At 51.2% G+C, this 15,543-nt stretch carries 15 protein-coding genes; 8 read left to right on the forward strand and 7 right to left on the reverse strand.

Going from position 1 to position 15,543, the window contains the following annotated elements; all coding sequences use genetic code 11:
* Positions 1–2 precede the first annotated feature (2 nt).
* Both JU82_RS03885 and accA read left to right on the forward strand, forming a co-directional pair.
* Positions 3–1,220 (forward strand): beta-ketoacyl-ACP synthase II, encoded by a 1,218-nt coding sequence (locus tag JU82_RS03885; protein WP_037946708.1) that lies wholly within the window; start codon positions 3–5, stop codon positions 1,218–1,220.
* Positions 1,221–1,232: 12 nt separating this feature from the next.
* Positions 1,233–2,168 (forward strand): acetyl-CoA carboxylase carboxyl transferase subunit alpha, encoded by a 936-nt coding sequence (gene accA, locus JU82_RS03890; RefSeq protein ID WP_037946710.1) that lies wholly within the window; start codon positions 1,233–1,235, stop codon positions 2,166–2,168.
* A 32-nt stretch (positions 2,169–2,200) separates the two neighbouring features.
* Here accA and JU82_RS03895 read toward each other — a convergent pair whose 3' ends face one another.
* Genes JU82_RS03895 through JU82_RS03915 form a run of 5 tightly spaced genes read right to left on the reverse strand, consistent with a single transcriptional unit; the run spans position 2,201 to position 6,448 of the window.
* Entirely contained in the window at positions 2,201–2,986 is a 786-nt protein-coding gene (locus JU82_RS03895; RefSeq protein WP_037946713.1) for a 3'-5' exonuclease, read from the reverse strand.
* Positions 2,983–3,570 carry a phosphoribosylanthranilate isomerase gene (locus JU82_RS03900; protein WP_037946715.1) on the reverse strand — a complete coding sequence of 196 codons (588 nt, stop codon included), beginning with the start codon at positions 3,568–3,570 and terminating at the stop codon, positions 2,983–2,985. Before JU82_RS03900 ends, JU82_RS03895 begins: the two co-directional genes overlap by 4 nt.
* A complete protein-coding gene (gene rpe, locus JU82_RS03905; RefSeq protein ID WP_037946717.1) occupies positions 3,571–4,212 on the reverse strand; it encodes a ribulose-phosphate 3-epimerase in 642 nt (213 codons plus the stop codon). It abuts the gene before it with no gap.
* Positions 4,213–4,263: 51 nt separating this feature from the next.
* The gene (locus tag JU82_RS03910) at positions 4,264–5,655 is read right to left on the reverse strand and encodes a chemotaxis protein CheX (protein WP_037946719.1); all 1,392 of its coding nucleotides are present in this window, start codon (positions 5,653–5,655) and stop codon (positions 4,264–4,266) included.
* Positions 5,639–6,448 carry an HDOD domain-containing protein gene (locus JU82_RS03915; RefSeq protein ID WP_037946722.1) on the reverse strand — a complete coding sequence of 270 codons (810 nt, stop codon included), beginning with the start codon at positions 6,446–6,448 and terminating at the stop codon, positions 5,639–5,641. Before JU82_RS03915 ends, JU82_RS03910 begins: the two co-directional genes overlap by 17 nt.
* Before the next feature lie 200 nt (positions 6,449–6,648).
* On the opposite strand from JU82_RS03915, the gene rpmB reads away from it, so the two are divergent.
* The 6 genes from rpmB (at position 6,649) to JU82_RS03945 (ending at position 12,623) form a co-directional block, all read left to right on the forward strand.
* Positions 6,649–6,837 (forward strand): 50S ribosomal protein L28, encoded by a 189-nt coding sequence (gene rpmB / locus JU82_RS03920; protein WP_037946724.1) that lies wholly within the window; start codon positions 6,649–6,651, stop codon positions 6,835–6,837.
* A 21-nt stretch (positions 6,838–6,858) separates the two neighbouring features.
* Positions 6,859–7,995 carry a potassium channel protein gene (locus tag JU82_RS03925; RefSeq protein WP_294892102.1) on the forward strand — a complete coding sequence of 379 codons (1,137 nt, stop codon included), beginning with the start codon at positions 6,859–6,861 and terminating at the stop codon, positions 7,993–7,995.
* Positions 7,988–9,175, forward strand: coding sequence for a bifunctional glutamate N-acetyltransferase/amino-acid acetyltransferase ArgJ (gene argJ / locus JU82_RS03930; protein ID WP_037946726.1), 1,188 nt, complete (start codon positions 7,988–7,990; stop codon positions 9,173–9,175). The genes JU82_RS03925 and argJ overlap by 8 nt, the downstream gene beginning before the upstream one ends.
* Positions 9,176–9,239: 64 nt before the next feature.
* Positions 9,240–10,169 (forward strand): ribose-phosphate pyrophosphokinase, encoded by a 930-nt coding sequence (locus tag JU82_RS03935; protein ID WP_037946729.1) that lies wholly within the window; start codon positions 9,240–9,242, stop codon positions 10,167–10,169.
* 86 nt (positions 10,170–10,255) lie between these two features.
* A complete protein-coding gene (gene lepA, locus JU82_RS03940) occupies positions 10,256–12,046 on the forward strand; it encodes a translation elongation factor 4 (RefSeq protein ID WP_037946732.1) in 1,791 nt (596 codons plus the stop codon).
* A 1-nt stretch (position 12,047) separates the two neighbouring features.
* Positions 12,048–12,623 (forward strand): phosphoribosyltransferase family protein, encoded by a 576-nt coding sequence (locus JU82_RS03945; RefSeq protein ID WP_037946735.1) that lies wholly within the window; start codon positions 12,048–12,050, stop codon positions 12,621–12,623.
* Positions 12,624–12,626: 3 nt separating this feature from the next.
* On the opposite strand, the gene JU82_RS03950 is transcribed toward JU82_RS03945, so the two are convergent.
* Together JU82_RS03950 and JU82_RS03955 are read right to left on the reverse strand one after the other, a co-directional pair.
* Complete coding sequence (locus tag JU82_RS03950; RefSeq protein WP_037946737.1) at positions 12,627–14,138, reverse strand: SagB/ThcOx family dehydrogenase; 1,512 nt, start codon at positions 14,136–14,138, stop codon at positions 12,627–12,629.
* Positions 14,139–14,186: 48 nt separating this feature from the next.
* Positions 14,187–15,437: a hypothetical protein gene (locus JU82_RS03955; RefSeq protein ID WP_037946740.1), complete on the reverse strand. Its 1,251-nt coding sequence runs from the start codon at positions 15,435–15,437 to the stop codon at positions 14,187–14,189.
* Positions 15,438–15,543: the final 106 nt, after the last annotated feature.

Consider the following 15,543-nt stretch of genomic DNA (forward strand, 5'->3'; position numbering starts at 1 on the left):
ATGTGAGAAGAGTAGTAGTAACCGGAATGGGTATGATCAATGCGGTTGGTCATGACAAAGAGAGCTCCTTTAAAGCGATTTGCGAAGGTGAGTGCGGTATTGATATGATTACCATTTTTGACGCTTCGAATCATGGCGCTCAGATTGCCGGTGAAGTCAAAGGTTTCGATCCTGAGACGGTAATGGATCCAAAAGAGGTCAAAAAAGCGGACCGTTTTATCCAACTCGGACTCAAAGCGGCTCAGGAAGCGATGGCCGATGCCAACTTTCCCGAAGGATTTGACAAAGAGCGTTTCGGGATCGATGCGGCATCCGGTATCGGCGGACTTCCTTCAATCGAACGCAATTCAATCATCCTTGAAACAAAAGGCCCAAGACGTATTTCTCCGTTCTTCATCCCGGGAGCATTGGTCAACATGCTCGGAGGTTTCGTCACGATCGAACACGGTCTGCAAGGACCTAACCTTTCGGCAGTAACGGCATGTGCAGCAGGAACGCACGCGGTCAGCGAAGCGGCGAAAACCATCATGATCGGCGGAGCGGATCAAATGCTGGTTGTTGCGGCGGAATCGGCGATCACCGGCGTCGGAATCGGCGGGTTTGCCTCGATGAAAGCGCTCAGTACGCGCAATGACGATCCGAAACACGCCTCACGTCCGTTTGATGCGGAGCGTGACGGTTTCGTTATGGGTGAAGGGGCGGCAGCCCTCGTCCTCGAAGAATACGAGAGTGCCGTAGCGCGCGGTGCCCGCATTTATGCGGAAGTCATCGGATTCGGCGAAAGCGGCGACGCGAACCACATTACGACGCCAAGTCTGGAAGGGCCTCTTCGCGCAATGAAAGCGGCGCTTAACATGGCGGGCAACCCTAAAGTCGATTACGTTAATGCGCACGGAACAAGTACGCCGACCAACGACAAAAACGAAACGGCGGCATTGAAAATCGCTTTCGGCGGCAAAGAAAACTGTCCTCCGGTGAGCTCCACCAAAGGGCAAACGGGTCACTGCCTCGGCGCCGCCGGCGGTATTGAAGCGGTTATCAGCATCATGGCAATGCGCGACGGTATCATTCCTCCGACGATCAACTACGTCAATCCGGACGAAAACTGCGATCTGGACATCGTGCCTAATGTCGCGCGCAAAGCGGACCTCAATATTGTTATGAGCAATTCATTCGGATTTGGCGGTACCAACGGGGTCGTCATTTTCAAAAAAATATAAGAGGGCAAGCCGTTGGCTACCTATTTAGATTTTGAACAAAACATCCGCCAAATTCAGGAAGAGATCATTGCCGCAGAGGTTCGTTACGACCATCATGCGGTAGGGATACTCAAGCAGGATTTGGACAAAGAGGTCGAAAAGACCTACTCCAACCTTTCTCCGTATCAGGAACTTCAGCTTGCGCGCCATCAGGATCGCCCTTACGCGCTGGATTACATCAATCTGCTGTTGGACAAAAAATACGAGATTCACGGTGACCGCCATTTCCGTGACGACCTCTCCATCGTCTGTTATATCGGATACATCGGCGAAGAGCGGGTTATGGTGATCGGTGAGCAAAAAGGGCGCGGAACCAAAAACAAGCTCAAGCGCAATTTCGGTATGCCGCATCCGGAAGGGTATCGCAAAGCGCTTCGCGCGGCGAAAATGGCCGAAAAATTCCATATTCCCGTATTGATGCTGATTGACACTCCGGGTGCATATCCCGGACTGGGCGCGGAAGAACGCAATCAGAGCGAAGCGATTGCACGGAACCTGATGGAGCTTTCCAACCTGAATACGATCACCGTCTCCGTCGTTATCGGCGAAGGGGGAAGCGGCGGAGCATTGGCCATCGGTGTTGCCGATCGTCTCGCCATGATGCGTTATTCGGTTTTTAGCGTTATCTCTCCGGAAGGGTGCTCGGCGATTTTGTGGAACGATCCTTCCAAAGTCGAAGCGGCGACCAAAGCGCTTAAAATTACCAGCGCCGATCTCAAAGAGCTTGATTTGATCGACGATGTCATTGACGAGCCGCTGATCGGTGCCCACCGTGACAAAGAAGGGGCGGCAAATGCCCTTAAATCTTATTTCCTGAAACAGGTGTCGGAATTGAGCCGTTTGAGCGACAGCGAACGTCTTGATAAACGTTACAGCCGTCTTGTCGGCATGGGGCGTTTTGCGGAATAATCAATCTTCTTTTTTCCCTGCGGACGCGGGGATCACTTCTCTTCGTTTTTTTCTTCTTTAACCGGTTTCATTTTCGGGCGTTTAAGGCGTTTGGCTTCTTTCGAAAAAGCGATCAATTCTTCGGCATTGGTGATCGATTCGGGTATCAGCGCCAGCGTCCGTTTAAGCAGCTTGGTCGTCGTCATCGCATCGGAGAGGGCACGATGGTGTGTCGCGTCTTTGTACAGCGTCAGTTGCTCGTTCAAATACGCCAAACCGTAGCGCTCGGATTCGATGGTCCGCTCGGCCAGATCGATTGTGCACAACGAACGGTTCAGGAGTTTGGAGAGGCCCACGCGCTCCATCATCGCAGAAACAAAGTTGTAGTCAAATTTCGCGTCATGTCCGACAAACACCGCATCGCCTAAAAAAAGACGAAATTCCCGCATTACTTTGGTCAAAGAGGGGGCTTGAAGGGTCTGATCGACACGGATACCGGTGATCTCCTGTATTTGTTCGGAAATTTCGGTGCAGTAGACCAGACTTTCATACGTATCGAGTATGCGGCCGTTTTGGAGTTTAACTGCCCCGATCTCGATAATTTGGTCACGTGAGGGTTTGGACCCGTTGGTTTCGATGTCGACGATGCAAAAGAGAGTGTCATCGACGGAAGAAAGAGTACTTTGGAAACGGTAAACATTGTCCGAAAGAACCAGATTTGACCCCTGCGCCTTGAGCAGTTCCAGTGTCAAGTCGCTGCCGATAAGGGATTCGAACTCGTTTTTCGGGATACCGTGGCGTGCTAAACGGGCGATGTGTTTCGGATCGAGCAGGGTCACGATTTTGCCTGGGCTATGAAGGTGCGTACTTTGAGAGGGTCTTTTTTCCCTTTAGACGCCTCGACACCGCTACTAACATCGACACCGTAGAATCCGTAGGCTTTGAGGGGACCGACATTGTCCGCATCTAACCCTCCGGCAAGGATGATTTTGGAACAATCTACGTTCTCGAACCATTCGAGATTGAGGCGTTTTCCGCTTCCGCCGAAGACGTCGCAATACGCATCGATAAGGCGGTATTCATCGGCATGGCGAAGAACGTCTTCGGGCGTTCGGGCGCGGATGACTTTGAGTGAAGGAAATGCGAGTGAGGCGAAAAAATCATCAGTGACGTCAAAATGGATCTGTGCCAGAGTACATCCCGTTTCTTGAGCGACGGATCGAATACGTTCAGGCGTTTCATTAACAAAAAGAGCTACTTTTTCGACAAACGGCGGGAGGCTTTCAATGATTTTTCTGGCCGCGTCGGGAGAAATGTAGCGGGGCGATTCGGGATAAAAGACAAACCCGAGCGCATCGGCACCGGCCTCGATGGCGATCAACGCATCCTCAAGATTGGTAATTCCGCAAATTTTGACGCGCATTTAGATTTTTAGGCTTTCGATGGCGGTTTTATAATCCGCTGCACCAAAGACATAGCTTCCCGCGACGCAGATATCGACCCCCGCTTCTCTGAGGAGGGCGATGTTGGAGCTTCCGACGCCGCCGTCGATTTCGATAAGACATGCCGGATTGATCCGGTCTCGCAGTGCTTTGAGGCGGCGGATTTTGTCGACGGCGGTTGGGATGAATTTCTGTCCTCCGAATCCGGGGTTGACGCTCATGACCAGAACCATGTCCAGATCGCCGAGGAGATATTCGATCGATTCGGCGGGAGAGTGCGGATTCAGGACGATAGCCGGTTTGATCCCTAAAGAGCGGATTTTCTGGATCAGGCGGTGAGGGTGTTTTTCCTCTTCGATGTGAAACGAGATGTATTCGGGTTTCAAAGGGGCGAAAAGATCGACAAAGAAGGAGTTGTTTTCGACCATCAGGTGAATATCGAGCGGCTTAGTGGCCGCTTTGGCGATGGCGTCGACGACTACGGGCCCGATGGTCAGGTTAGGGACAAAATGGCCGTCCATGACATCAACGTGCACGAGATCGCACCCCGCATCGCAGATAGCGCGGACGTCACGGGCAAGATTGCCGAAATCGGCGGAGAGGACACTCGGAGCGACGAGCATGGCAACACCTTCTTTTTTCTGCAATTGTACCGAAAAAGGTTTGGAGAGAGTTTAACGAGTCAAAAAGAAGGTGAACTGACTTCCTTCGAAGTCGAGATTGACCTGCACCCCTTTTTTGTTTTGTACCATATCCATTAGCGAATCGACTTTGCCGTACGTTCGCGGAAGCGTGATGTCTACCCGCTGTTTTTTCTCGGCCAGAAGCGCTTTGGCACGTCCGCCGATGATATTGACAAATTCGGCGAGGGAATCGAGGATCGCCTCTTCATCGTCCGTCTCTTCGCCGATGAGCAGCGCGCATGTTTTTTGAGCGATCTTTTTGGGAAAGATTAGGATGATAATGCCGTCCACGTCACCGTAAAAGCCGATCGAACTGGCGTATTTGTTCTGGGCCATGGTGACTTCCAAATGCTGAATATTGACCGAATTTTTGGTGGCGGTCGTATTGGTCATCATGCTGATCGTTGATACCGTCGCGTCGATGAAATTGGGCAGTTCGTTGATCAGTGCTTTGGTGATGGCACGGGTTTGTTTGGAAGAGGACGAGCTTCCGCCCAAATCCTGAAGAAGCTTTTTATTTTTAAGAATGTCTTCCATCTGCTCAAAAAAGAGGATGCCGACATCTTCCATGTCGTGCTTAAACGATTCGGGCGTTTTTTCAAACGTCAGTCCCACAAAGCAGATCGTTGCGTTGTATTCGGCGGCCGAAGAGGCGAGTTTGGTGAAAAAGTTGAGCGCATGGACGTTCATCGACACGACTTTATAGGCATCGAAAATAAAGAGGCGGAATCCGACGTTAAGCGAATTCATATGGTAGGCGATGTTAAACGTATTGGTCACTTCGGCATCAAGGAAGTTGGCGATCGTATAGATGATCGCATTGCCCGTGACACGGGTTGCGATTTTCTGTCCGAAAAGGCCCAGATAACTGTCTTCGATGATAGCGTAGTACAAATCGGCGTTTTGCTTTTTTTCCTCGAACTCTTTTTGCGTCTGGGCGATGATCGGGTTATGCCCGTAATCAAACAGCTCGATCGCCATTGCCGAGCGCTGGGAAGGATCTTCATTATAAATCAGAACGGTTTTTGAATCGCTTTTATTGGTCGGAGCGAAAAGCTCGGCGATCTTTTCGGTCCGAAAGAGGGAAAAATTAAGACCGCCGCCGTAAAAAGCGGTGATGGTCTTGAATTTGGCATGGTCGTAATCGCACAGGCCGACCGTGATGTGATTTTTGTTACGGACGTTGTCGAGAAGCCGGACGAAAACGTCCAGTCCGTTTTTGTTGAAAAAGATCACTTTTTTGAGCGATACCAACAGCATATCGACATTCAGCGCTTCGGTGGCTCTGATATCGTCGACCGTCAAAAATGAGGGGGCGTTGTTGCCGTCCAGAAAGCCCTGAGGCTGAAAGATGGCGATCCGCCCTTTAACCGTTGGTCTCATCGTACCCCACCACCTGCGTAAAAGATTCGTAAATATCCTGAACGAATTCGATTTTAAAATCGATCAATTCATTCAGACCCGCTTCCACGAACGGGGATCGGGACAATTCGTAAAACAGAAGAAGATGCATCCATTTCGCCAGCGTTTTAACCTCTTCGCCGATATTGCCGTCCGTGCCCGATGCGGCATGAACCGTGTGAGCGATGGACGAGGGCATTTCCCATTTTTCGGCAATGACGCTGCACAGGTCAAACAGGCTCTGGCCGCTCAAACGCTGCAAAATCGTATTGTAGTCCAGGGCTTTGACGCTTCGCAGCTGTTCGACTTCTTTTTTATGGGCTCCGAACAGGGCATCGCATACAATGATGCTTGCCGGCAGAAGGGTAATGGCGCTTTCGTTTTCATGGGTCAGAAGATTAAGGTGTTTGAGGATCATCTCCCATTTACGGCTGAAAGAAGCCTGCAGATCGAAAAACGCCTGATGGGTCAACGAAAAAAGTCCCCATTCTTTGGGAACAAGAAGCGACATCAGATAGTTGTACAATATCTGTTGCGCGCTGGAAGTCCCTAAAATACCGAATATCTGGGAAAGACTGCTTACTTCATTGCGGAAACCGTAGATGGGGCGGTTGATGAGTGTTCGGAGATAAAGTTTGAGTGCGGGGTCTTCTTCCGCGCATTTGGCCGCTTTGATCAAATCCCCGTTACGGACATGGTCGAGGGTCTGCCGAATAACGGATGGGGTGGCGGGAATATTCTGGATATAAAGAGATATCTGTTCTTGTGTAATCACGTGCCGCAGGACTCCAGAGTGTTAAAAGTGGGCCAATTGTAGTGTATATACGTTAAAAGAAAACTTTATGATACTCAGGCAAAAAAAACCGTACTCTCTGTACAGTCGAGAGATGCCGCATTTATTTAAAAGCTTTTAAGAAATGCTTTGGGTTATTTTTGGTATCATTCGCAACTAAAATTTACGCAAGGAGCCTCAAAATGGCAAGAAGATGTGCTATTAGCGGTAAAGGCCCAATGAGCGGGAACAACGTTTCTCACGCGAAAAACAGAACAAAGCGCCGTTTTTTACCAAACCTTCGTACTGTTCGTGTAACGCTTGAAGACGGTACCACTAAAAAACTGAAAATTTCTGCTTCCGAGCTTCGTACTCTGAAAAAAGATTCGTAAACGTCCCCTGAAGGGTCTGCGTTGAATCTTCTGCGAAAGATACAGAAATTTCTAAATTGGGAGCCTTCTCCCAAACCCCACATAACTCTCAGTGCTGAACTTTATTCCCAATTTCTCCCTTTTAGAACCCCTCTAATTCTTATTCAACTGTGTATGGTTATCGGTACCATCGGTTACATGTACATTGAAGGCCATTCGCTTATCAATGCGTTATTCCAGACAGGTTACACGTTTACTACAGTAGGATTCGGGTCTCTCGGAGAAGGGGAGTTTTCTCCGTTAGGAAAGCTCTTTACGATTAGCCTGATTATCTTTGGTTTTGCCGTATTTACCCTCTCGATCGGTATCATCGTCGATGTTATCAATCGGGGAGAGCTAAAACGAATTTTGAAGGAACGGAAAATGTTGTATCGGATTGCCCGCCTTAAAAAGCATTTTGTTATCTGTCACCACAACGAGTATGCGATTCAAGTGTCCAAACAGCTGCGGGAGAATCATATTCCTTTTGTTGTCATCGATCCCCGAGAGGACCTTGAGGAGATCGCCCGACAATACAAATACCCGTATTACATCAAAGCCGAACCGCATACCGACATTGCAATGCTCAAAGCCCATCTTAGTTCTGCAAAGGGAGTAATTGCCCTCTCCAATTCGATTGCCGATAATATCGCCATTATCACGTCGGTACGTTTGTTTGAAAAAGAGCATCAGATTCCTGTTCCCTATTACATTATCAGTGCGACCGAAGAGGTAAACGCCATTGACAAGCTCAAAAAATTGGGTGCCGATACCGTTGTCTCTTCGACCAAACTGGCCGCGCAGCGTATCACGGCGATGGCGGCCCGTCCCGATATGGAAAACCTTCTTGAGCAGTTCCTGTACAAAAGCGATACTCCGCTGGATATGGAAGAGGTGTACGTACCCAAAACAAGCTGGATGGTATTGAAAAAACTCAAAGAGACCCATCTACGCGATATCGCCAACGTTTCGGTTATCGGCATTACGAAAAAAGACGGCAAATTTATGCCGATGCCCAAAGGGGACGTTTTGGTTATGAGCGAAAGTAAACTGCTGGTGATCGGAACCCAAAAAGGGATTTTGTACACCAAAGGGCTGATTAAAAAACACGAAAAACCGGAGGAATTGAAGTATGTTTAAGATCGAGTCGGTCAGCGGCGGTGTTTGTGCCGCCGAAGGTTTTTTTGCCGACGGTATACACATCGGCTTGAAAAAAGAGGGTGCCAAAGATTTGGCGTTTATTCACTCTTCGCGTCCTTGCGCCATCGCATCGGTCTTCACAACCAATAAAATGACGGCGGCACCGATCCGCCATTTTCGTTTTAAAGGAGAGTTTGAGACCAATTTCGTCTTGATCAATTCCAAAAACGCGAATGCCATGACCGGAAAAGCTGGGATTGACGATATCGATGAGGTGCTGGGCGCATTGCAGGTCAAGTTTCCTCAAATCCAGCACCCGGTGATGAGTTCGACGGGTGTTATCGGCGTACGCCTTCCGAAAGCCAAGATTATCGAAGGGGCCATGCAGTTCGATCTCTCCCGCCGCGACGGTACGGCGGCATCCGAAGCAATCATGACGACCGACACGTTCGCCAAGCGTATCGCGTTCGAGATTACGCTGGATAACGGACAATCGTTCCGTATCGGCGCGATGGCCAAAGGCGCCGGGATGATTAATCCGGCGATGGCAACGATGCTGTGTTTCATCACGACCGATGCGGCTGTCGATAAAGCGACGATGCAGGCGATACTCGATGAATGTACCCATACGACGTTCAATGCCGCCAGCGTGGACGGCGACACGTCGACGAACGATACGGTGATGCTCATGTCCAACGGTCTCAGCGGCGCGTTTCATGCCGGAGCCTTCAAAGAAGCGCTGGAAGCGATCATGCTCTTTTTGGCCAAAGAGATGGTGCGCGACGGGGAAGGGGCAACGAAGCTGGTCACGTACAAAGTGACGGGCGCAGTCAACAATCACGAAGCCGAAATCGCGGCCAAAGCACTTTCGAACTCGCTGCTCGTAAAAACGGCGCTTTTCGGTCAGGATCCCAACTGGGGCCGGATCGCATCGACAGTTGGAGCAAGCGGCATTATGTGTGACGAAGCGTTTTTGAGCATCTGGTTTGATGACGTGTGCGTGTACAAAAAAGGGGAACTCCTTTTTAACGAAACGATCGAGCCTTTAGCGGCGGCCGTTATGCAAAAAAGCGCGTTTACAATCCATTGCGACATCGGGCTTCAAAATGGCGAGTTTACAGCGTACGGGTGTGATCTGGGACACGAGTATGTCAAAATCAACGCCGATTATCGCACATAGTATTAGCAACGGCTAAGTGATGGAACGCTATAATCGCGATAATTTATTGGCAACAGGAAAACCCATGCGCGGATATAAAATTTTCAGCGGTTCAGCGTGTACCGAGTTTGCGGCCGAGGTGTGCAGAACCCTCGACGTCCCTCTCTCCAAAGCACAAGTCAAACGTTTCAGCGACGGTGAAATCAACGTCCAGATCAGTGAGAGCGTTCGCGGACGCGACGTGTTCATTATCCAAAGTACGGGTGCCCCCTCCAATGACAATTTGATGGAATTGCTGATTATGACCGACGCGCTTCGCCGCAGCTCGGCCAGCTCGATTACAGCGGTCGTCCCCTATTTCGGATATGCGCGTCAAGACCGCAAAGCGGCTCCCCGCGTCCCCATTACCGCCAAATTGGTTGCCGACATGTTCGTAACGGCGGGGATCGACCGTGTTGTGACGATCGACCTTCACGCCGGACAGATTCAAGGGTTTTTCAACATCCCGGTCGACAATCTCTACGGTTCGATCATTTTTCAGGAGCACATCCGCGCCAAAAAACTTCCCAATCCCGTTATCGCTTCGCCGGATATCGGAGGGGTAACGCGCGCCCGCTATTTTGCCGAAAAATTGGGGCTTGAAATGGTCATTGTCGACAAGCGCCGTGAAAAAGCGAACGAGTCTGAAGTGATGAACATCATCGGTGACGTAGCCGGCAAAGACGTCATTATGATCGACGATATGGTCGATACGGCCGGTACGATGGTCAAAGCGGCCGCAGCCCTCAAGAAAAAAGGGGCGACGTCGGTTATGGCGTGCGCCACTCACGGTGTCCTCAGCGGCAATGCGTACGACAACATCAACAACGGCGAACTCGACGAGCTGGTTGTCTCCAACACGCTTACCTTGCGCGGTCACAGCGACAAGATCAAAGTTCTCAGCGTCGCTCCGTTGTTTGCCGAAGTGATCCGCCGCGTCTATCACAACGAAAGCGTCAATTCGCTTTTCAGCTAAACGCTTTCTTCGGGGCATTTTGCCCCTCCTCCCAAGCAGTGTTCTGCTATAATTCCATCAATTAAACTAAATGAGCAATCAACCCAATGGATAATATTCGCAACTTCTCAATCATCGCCCACATCGACCACGGTAAAAGTACGCTTGCCGACCGTATTATTCAAGAATGCGGCGCCGTTTCCGAACGGGAAATGACCAAGCAGATGATGGATACGATGGATATTGAACAAGAACGCGGGATTACGATCAAAGCGCAAAGCGTTCGTCTCGATTACGTCAAAGACGGCAAACATTATGTGCTCAACCTGATCGACACTCCGGGCCACGTCGATTTCAGTTACGAAGTCAGCAAATCACTTGCTTCCAGCGACGGTGCATTGTTGATCGTCGATGCGGCGCAGGGGGTTGAGGCGCAAACGATCGCCAACGTCTATCTGGCGATGGAAAACGACCTGACCCTGATCCCCGTTATCAACAAGATCGACCTTCCCGCTGCGGAACCCGAGCGGGTAGCTGAAGAGATCGAAGCAACCATTGGGATCGATGCGACCGACGCGATGTTGATTTCGGCCAAAACGGGGATCGGCATTCGCGAATTGATCGACGCGATCGTTGATCGGATACCGGCACCGGTAGGTGATCCCACCGCGACGACGAAAGCGATCATCTACGATTCGTGGTTTGACTCCTATCTGGGGGCATTGGCTCTCGTGCGGGTATTTGACGGCGAGATTCGCATGAATCAGATGGTCAAACTGATGCACAACAACGAAAACCATCAAGTCCTTGACCTGATGTACCCGCATCCGCTGCGCCGTCAAAAAACACAGGCGATCAAAGCCGGAGAGATCGGGATCGTCGTACTTGGGCTCAAAGACGTCGGAAGCATCCGCGTCGGGGACACGATCACCGATGCGCGCAATCCGGCCAAAGAACCGGTCGCCGAATACGCCCCTGCCAAGCCGTTTGTTTTTGCAGGGCTTTATCCGATCGATACGGACGAGTTCGAATCGGTACGCGATGCACTGGACAAACTCAAACTCAACGACAGCAGTCTCAGCTACGAGCCTGAAACGTCCGTGGCGCTCGGCTTTGGATTCCGGGTCGGGTTTTTGGGAATGCTTCATATGGAGGTTGTCAAAGAGCGGCTGGAGCGGGAGTTCAATCTCGACCTGATCGCCACCGCTCCGTCAGTCGTCTACAAAGTCTACAAGACCGACGGGACGATGATCGAGGTGCAAAACCCGAGCGAACTTCCCGAGCCGCAGAACATCGAGCGGATCGAAGAGCCTTATGTCAAAGCGACGGTGATTACCCCGGTCGATTATCTGGGGAACATTATCACGCTGCTGACCAAAAAGCGCGGGTTTCAGGACAAAATGGATTATCTCAATGAGACGCGGGTTATGCTGGAGTATTCGATTCCGATGAACGAGATCGTCGTCGATTTCTATGACAAGCTTAAATCGATCTCAAAAGGGTATGCGAGTTTCGACTATGAACCGATCGGATTTCGCGAAGGGGATCTGGTCAAGCTTGATGTGCGCGTAGCCGGCGATATTGTCGATGCGCTCAGCGTTATTGTCCCCCGTACGTCCGCCGATTACCGCGGACGGGAGCTGGTCAAAAACATGAAAGAGATTGTCCCGAGACAGCTTTTTGAAGTGGCGATTCAGGCGAGTATCGGCAACCGTATCATTGCCCGCGAAACGGTCAAATCGATGGGCAAAAACGTTACCGCCAAATGTTACGGGGGAGATATTTCCCGTAAACGCAAACTCCTGGATAAGCAAAAAGAGGGGAAAAAGCGGATGAAGGCGATCGGAAAGGTTCAGCTTCCGCAGGAAGCCTTTATGTCCGTTTTGAAAATGGATTGACATGCGGTGTATGATGTGTGAGCGCCTCAGCCTCTCGCATATCTGCCGCGACTGCCGCGAGTCACTTCTCACGCCCCGTCTGCACAAACGCAAAATACTGGGGTCTATCCCCGTCTATTCCTTTTTTTCCTATCATGAGATTGAGCCGCTGCTGCTGACCAAGCATAGCGATATCGGCTATTATGTGTACACCATTTTGGCAGGGCAAGCTTTTGCACCGTTTGCCCGCGAATGGCATTACGATTATCCCGTCGCTTCGATTGCGATTGATGACAGCGTCAAAAGCGGCTACAGCCATACGGCAGTGCTGAACAAGGCGCTCAAATCTCCCCTGATATCTCCGTTGCACGGAAAACTCCGCTCTTCCAATCCGTACAAATACGCCGGAAAAAGTGTCGAAGAGCGGCTGATGAACCCGCGTCGGTTTCAGTATGTTCCGTTTGAACACGACGAGATAATATTGGTCGATGATATCGTGACGACGGGGACAACCCTTAGCGAAGCGGCCGAAACGCTTCATGAACACGGCAAAAAAGTTATTTTATGCCTGACCCTCTCCGACGCCGAGACGCAATAACCGCTAATACGGCGGAAGGGTGGTAAGACGCGTATCGACGATGGCCCGTCCGACCGTAAAATGGTACAGTGATTGGTAATATTGGTTTTTCAGCCCCAGCAGCGTATGTACCTCGTCATCGAGAAAACATCCTATACCTGTGGCGCTTAGTCCCAGCGACGTCGCTTCGAGATAGAGCAGTTGTCCGACCATCCCGCATTGATGATAGAGGTTTTTGTAGCCGATGGCGCCGCGTTCTTCCAACACAGAGGCAAAGCGGCAGAGCATCCCGAAGCTGAAGGCTCCTTCGCGCGCAATCTCCTGATTGCACGAAACCTTTTGCGCCGCACCCTGATACTCTCCCTCTTTCAAGAGATACAGCCCTTTGCCGAAATCTTTCCAGAGAAAATCGGGATCTGTCGCGGTACGAATATTTTCAAGCTCTTCGGTGGCACGCACATAACAATAAAGCCCTTTTTTCAGCCCTTCGACGCGATGGACGAACAGGATGAAATGGACGTCGGCGGTTTCCGGCAAAAAGAGAGAGGCGTCAAGGATGCGGCGAAAGTGCATTTCGCTTATTCCTGAGCCGTCCATCATTTGTGCGCTTCTGCGTTTGAGGATAATTTCTCCGGCGCTTTTGGAAGGATCGGGCAGCGTTCTGGATAGTGACAACGGGGCCGTTTGCGGGTACATCCCCTGCGTCGCTTCGTCAATGATCGGCAGTATCGGCCACTCGTGATGCGAGGGGCTGAGAATGTTTGCGGGATATGAGGGGGGCGATGGCGGGAACGGAAGATGAAACGGCGCGTCGCCGATCGGTTCGGGCGAGATCAGGAGCGCCAAATCGACCGATTCGTTTTCCATCGGGGCAAAACGGCTCGGATCGTTCAATCCGAGCGCTACAGCGGCGGAGCCGGTATCAAAGCGTACTAGGCACGACTCCCATCCCAACGTCGCAGCGCTGATGCGCACGGCGGCTGCGGCGTGTCCCGCATCGAGCTGACAATAGCGCCAGCTGCGTTCGCCATATTTCCAGGCTTCCCGCCAGAGAACGGAGCTGAGCAAAAGGACGATCTGCGTGTTCGGTAAAGGCGAGTCGTATTCGCACAGCACCTCCAGCGCGTGCTCTTTGGGAGCATAATGGCAAAGGCTTGTCTGCGTGCTGATACCGCCGATCGGAGGAAGCAGAAGGTAGCATTCGCTCGGCTGGAGGTTTCCGCTGCTGGCGTTGCAGCGAAGCGCCCATGAGGAATCCCCGACGCTTTTCCATGCCGCCAGACCCAGCGAATAGCGCAGAAGCTGCGAGACCGATTCCAGACATAGCGGCGCTGCGGGAAGGGCGCCTTGATCGAACAGGAGGTGATAGGGCGGGGTGAGATTCGTGTGTGCCAAGGCAATCTTCTTAGACCCCTCATACGTTCGGAAAGGGTCCGGCTGAGTGTCCCAGTCCATGTATCCCAAACTGGCGGCATAACGCTGGAGACGATGTTTGGTACGGTCGTGATAGGTAAGGGCGGTTGTGATGTTTTCCATGGGAGCGATTGTCGGCTAAAAGGGGTAAATTCCCCCTTTGCCCGCGTATCAGCGAAAAGTTTTTAAAAGTTCCCGAAGCATTTGATCGTGTGAGGCGGAGTCGGCAAATTCAAGCCGTTTGAGGTCTGAGGCGAACGAACCGCGATAGCGGACGCCGGTTTTGCTCAGGTCGGCGGTAAGATCGGCGTTAAACCGGATGGGCGGTTGGGTGATATTGTATTCGCGTTTCAAAACCTCCGGCAGGGTTGACGCCCGATTTAAACGTACATCGAGCTTTCCGCTCTCTATGCCGAAATTTCCGTTGATGTCGACCGTTCCTGTAAGAGGCGAGGGGAGGGCAAAGAGGGTAAACACTTCTGCAACGTCGGCATGCGCGACATCAATCGCAAGACGTTTCGGCTCCAGATTCGGAATCAGGGCGGAGAAGGAGGTATCGCTTCGGGCGATGGAACTACGGCCGTTTAGGGCCAGCAATTTTTTATCTCCCGTGAGGATGACTTTAAGGTCTGCCGGACCGGCGAGGTGCATACCGACAAACTGTTCCAGTACACCTGCGTGTTCCATCGATGCTTCCAGTATCACATTGACGTCGAACGCTCTGACTTGCCCGTATTGATCGGCAAGCAAAGAATGAAGGCTGAACGGTTCGTTGTCCTTATCGGACAGAATTTCCGTCGGTACAAAGCGATCGGTTTGGGTGGAGAGGCGTACGAAACCTTCCACAAAGCGGGTATCGAATCCTCTGAGATCGACGGTGCCTTTAAGGACGGTATCGGTTGATGAGGGATAGTCTAACAACCGAAGCAGCCCTTCATAATAGATGCGGTTGAGCACGAGGTACAGGGATGCGAGTTTAAAACGGTGAAGCTGAATCCGATACAAAACGTCTCCGCCCAATGCCTTGGCATTGCCGTGTATGTCAAATGCCGAAATGCCGCCGTTGAGCGATCCTTCTGTTTTAAGAGGAATGCCGAGGGCGTTTATTCCGCCTTTTTGGGGATAGTCGATACGGTAATGGGCATATAGACGGAGCGTCAGCAGAGAAAATCCTCCCTGCGTACTGATGACGTTGCCGTTTTCATCGTCAAAAAGCAGATCAAAACGGTTGTGGGTCAGAGAAAATTCGCGTACTTGAACGGGCGTTTCAAAGGCGCTTGAAAGTCCTTGTTCGACAACGCCGCAGAGAAGTCGGTTCCCCCACGGGCTGAAAAGAAGCAGATAGAGTATTCCGGTACCCGAAAAAAAGAGGAGAAGCGCTTTAAACGTTTTGGAGGAGCGGAACGTGCGGAGGTATCTCATGAGAGGGCCAAAATCCACGGCGTACCGATCATAATGAATACGATAAAATTGAGCAGCGTGACGCTCCCGCCGTAGAGGTAAATTTCACGGGCACTGATGTATCCCG

It is taken from the genome of Sulfuricurvum sp. MLSB, assembly GCF_000747095.1.
Taxonomy (GTDB): Bacteria; Campylobacterota; Campylobacteria; order Campylobacterales; family Sulfurimonadaceae; genus Sulfuricurvum.

Bases quoted from the DNA above. Each gene is read 5' to 3' on its own strand.
- JU82_RS03945 (WP_037946735.1), top strand. From the start codon at position 12,048: ATGCGGTGTATGATGTGTGAGCGCCTCAGCCTCTCGCATATCTGCCGC.
- lepA (WP_037946732.1), top strand. From the start codon at position 10,256: ATGGATAATATTCGCAACTTCTCAATCATCGCCCACATCGACCACGGT.
- JU82_RS03935 (WP_037946729.1), top strand. From the start codon at position 9,240: ATGCGCGGATATAAAATTTTCAGCGGTTCAGCGTGTACCGAGTTTGCG.
- JU82_RS03950 (WP_037946737.1), bottom strand. From the start codon at position 14,138: ATGGAAAACATCACAACCGCCCTTACCTATCACGACCGTACCAAACAT.
- argJ (WP_037946726.1), top strand. From the start codon at position 7,988: ATGTTTAAGATCGAGTCGGTCAGCGGCGGTGTTTGTGCCGCCGAAGGT.
- JU82_RS03955 (WP_037946740.1), bottom strand. From the start codon at position 15,437: ATGAGATACCTCCGCACGTTCCGCTCCTCCAAAACGTTTAAAGCGCTT.
- JU82_RS03910 (WP_037946719.1), bottom strand. From the start codon at position 5,655: ATGAGACCAACGGTTAAAGGGCGGATCGCCATCTTTCAGCCTCAGGGC.
- JU82_RS03900 (WP_037946715.1), bottom strand. From the start codon at position 3,570: ATGCGCGTCAAAATTTGCGGAATTACCAATCTTGAGGATGCGTTGATC.
- rpe (WP_037946717.1), bottom strand. From the start codon at position 4,212: ATGCTCGTCGCTCCGAGTGTCCTCTCCGCCGATTTCGGCAATCTTGCC.
- rpmB (WP_037946724.1), top strand. From the start codon at position 6,649: ATGGCAAGAAGATGTGCTATTAGCGGTAAAGGCCCAATGAGCGGGAAC.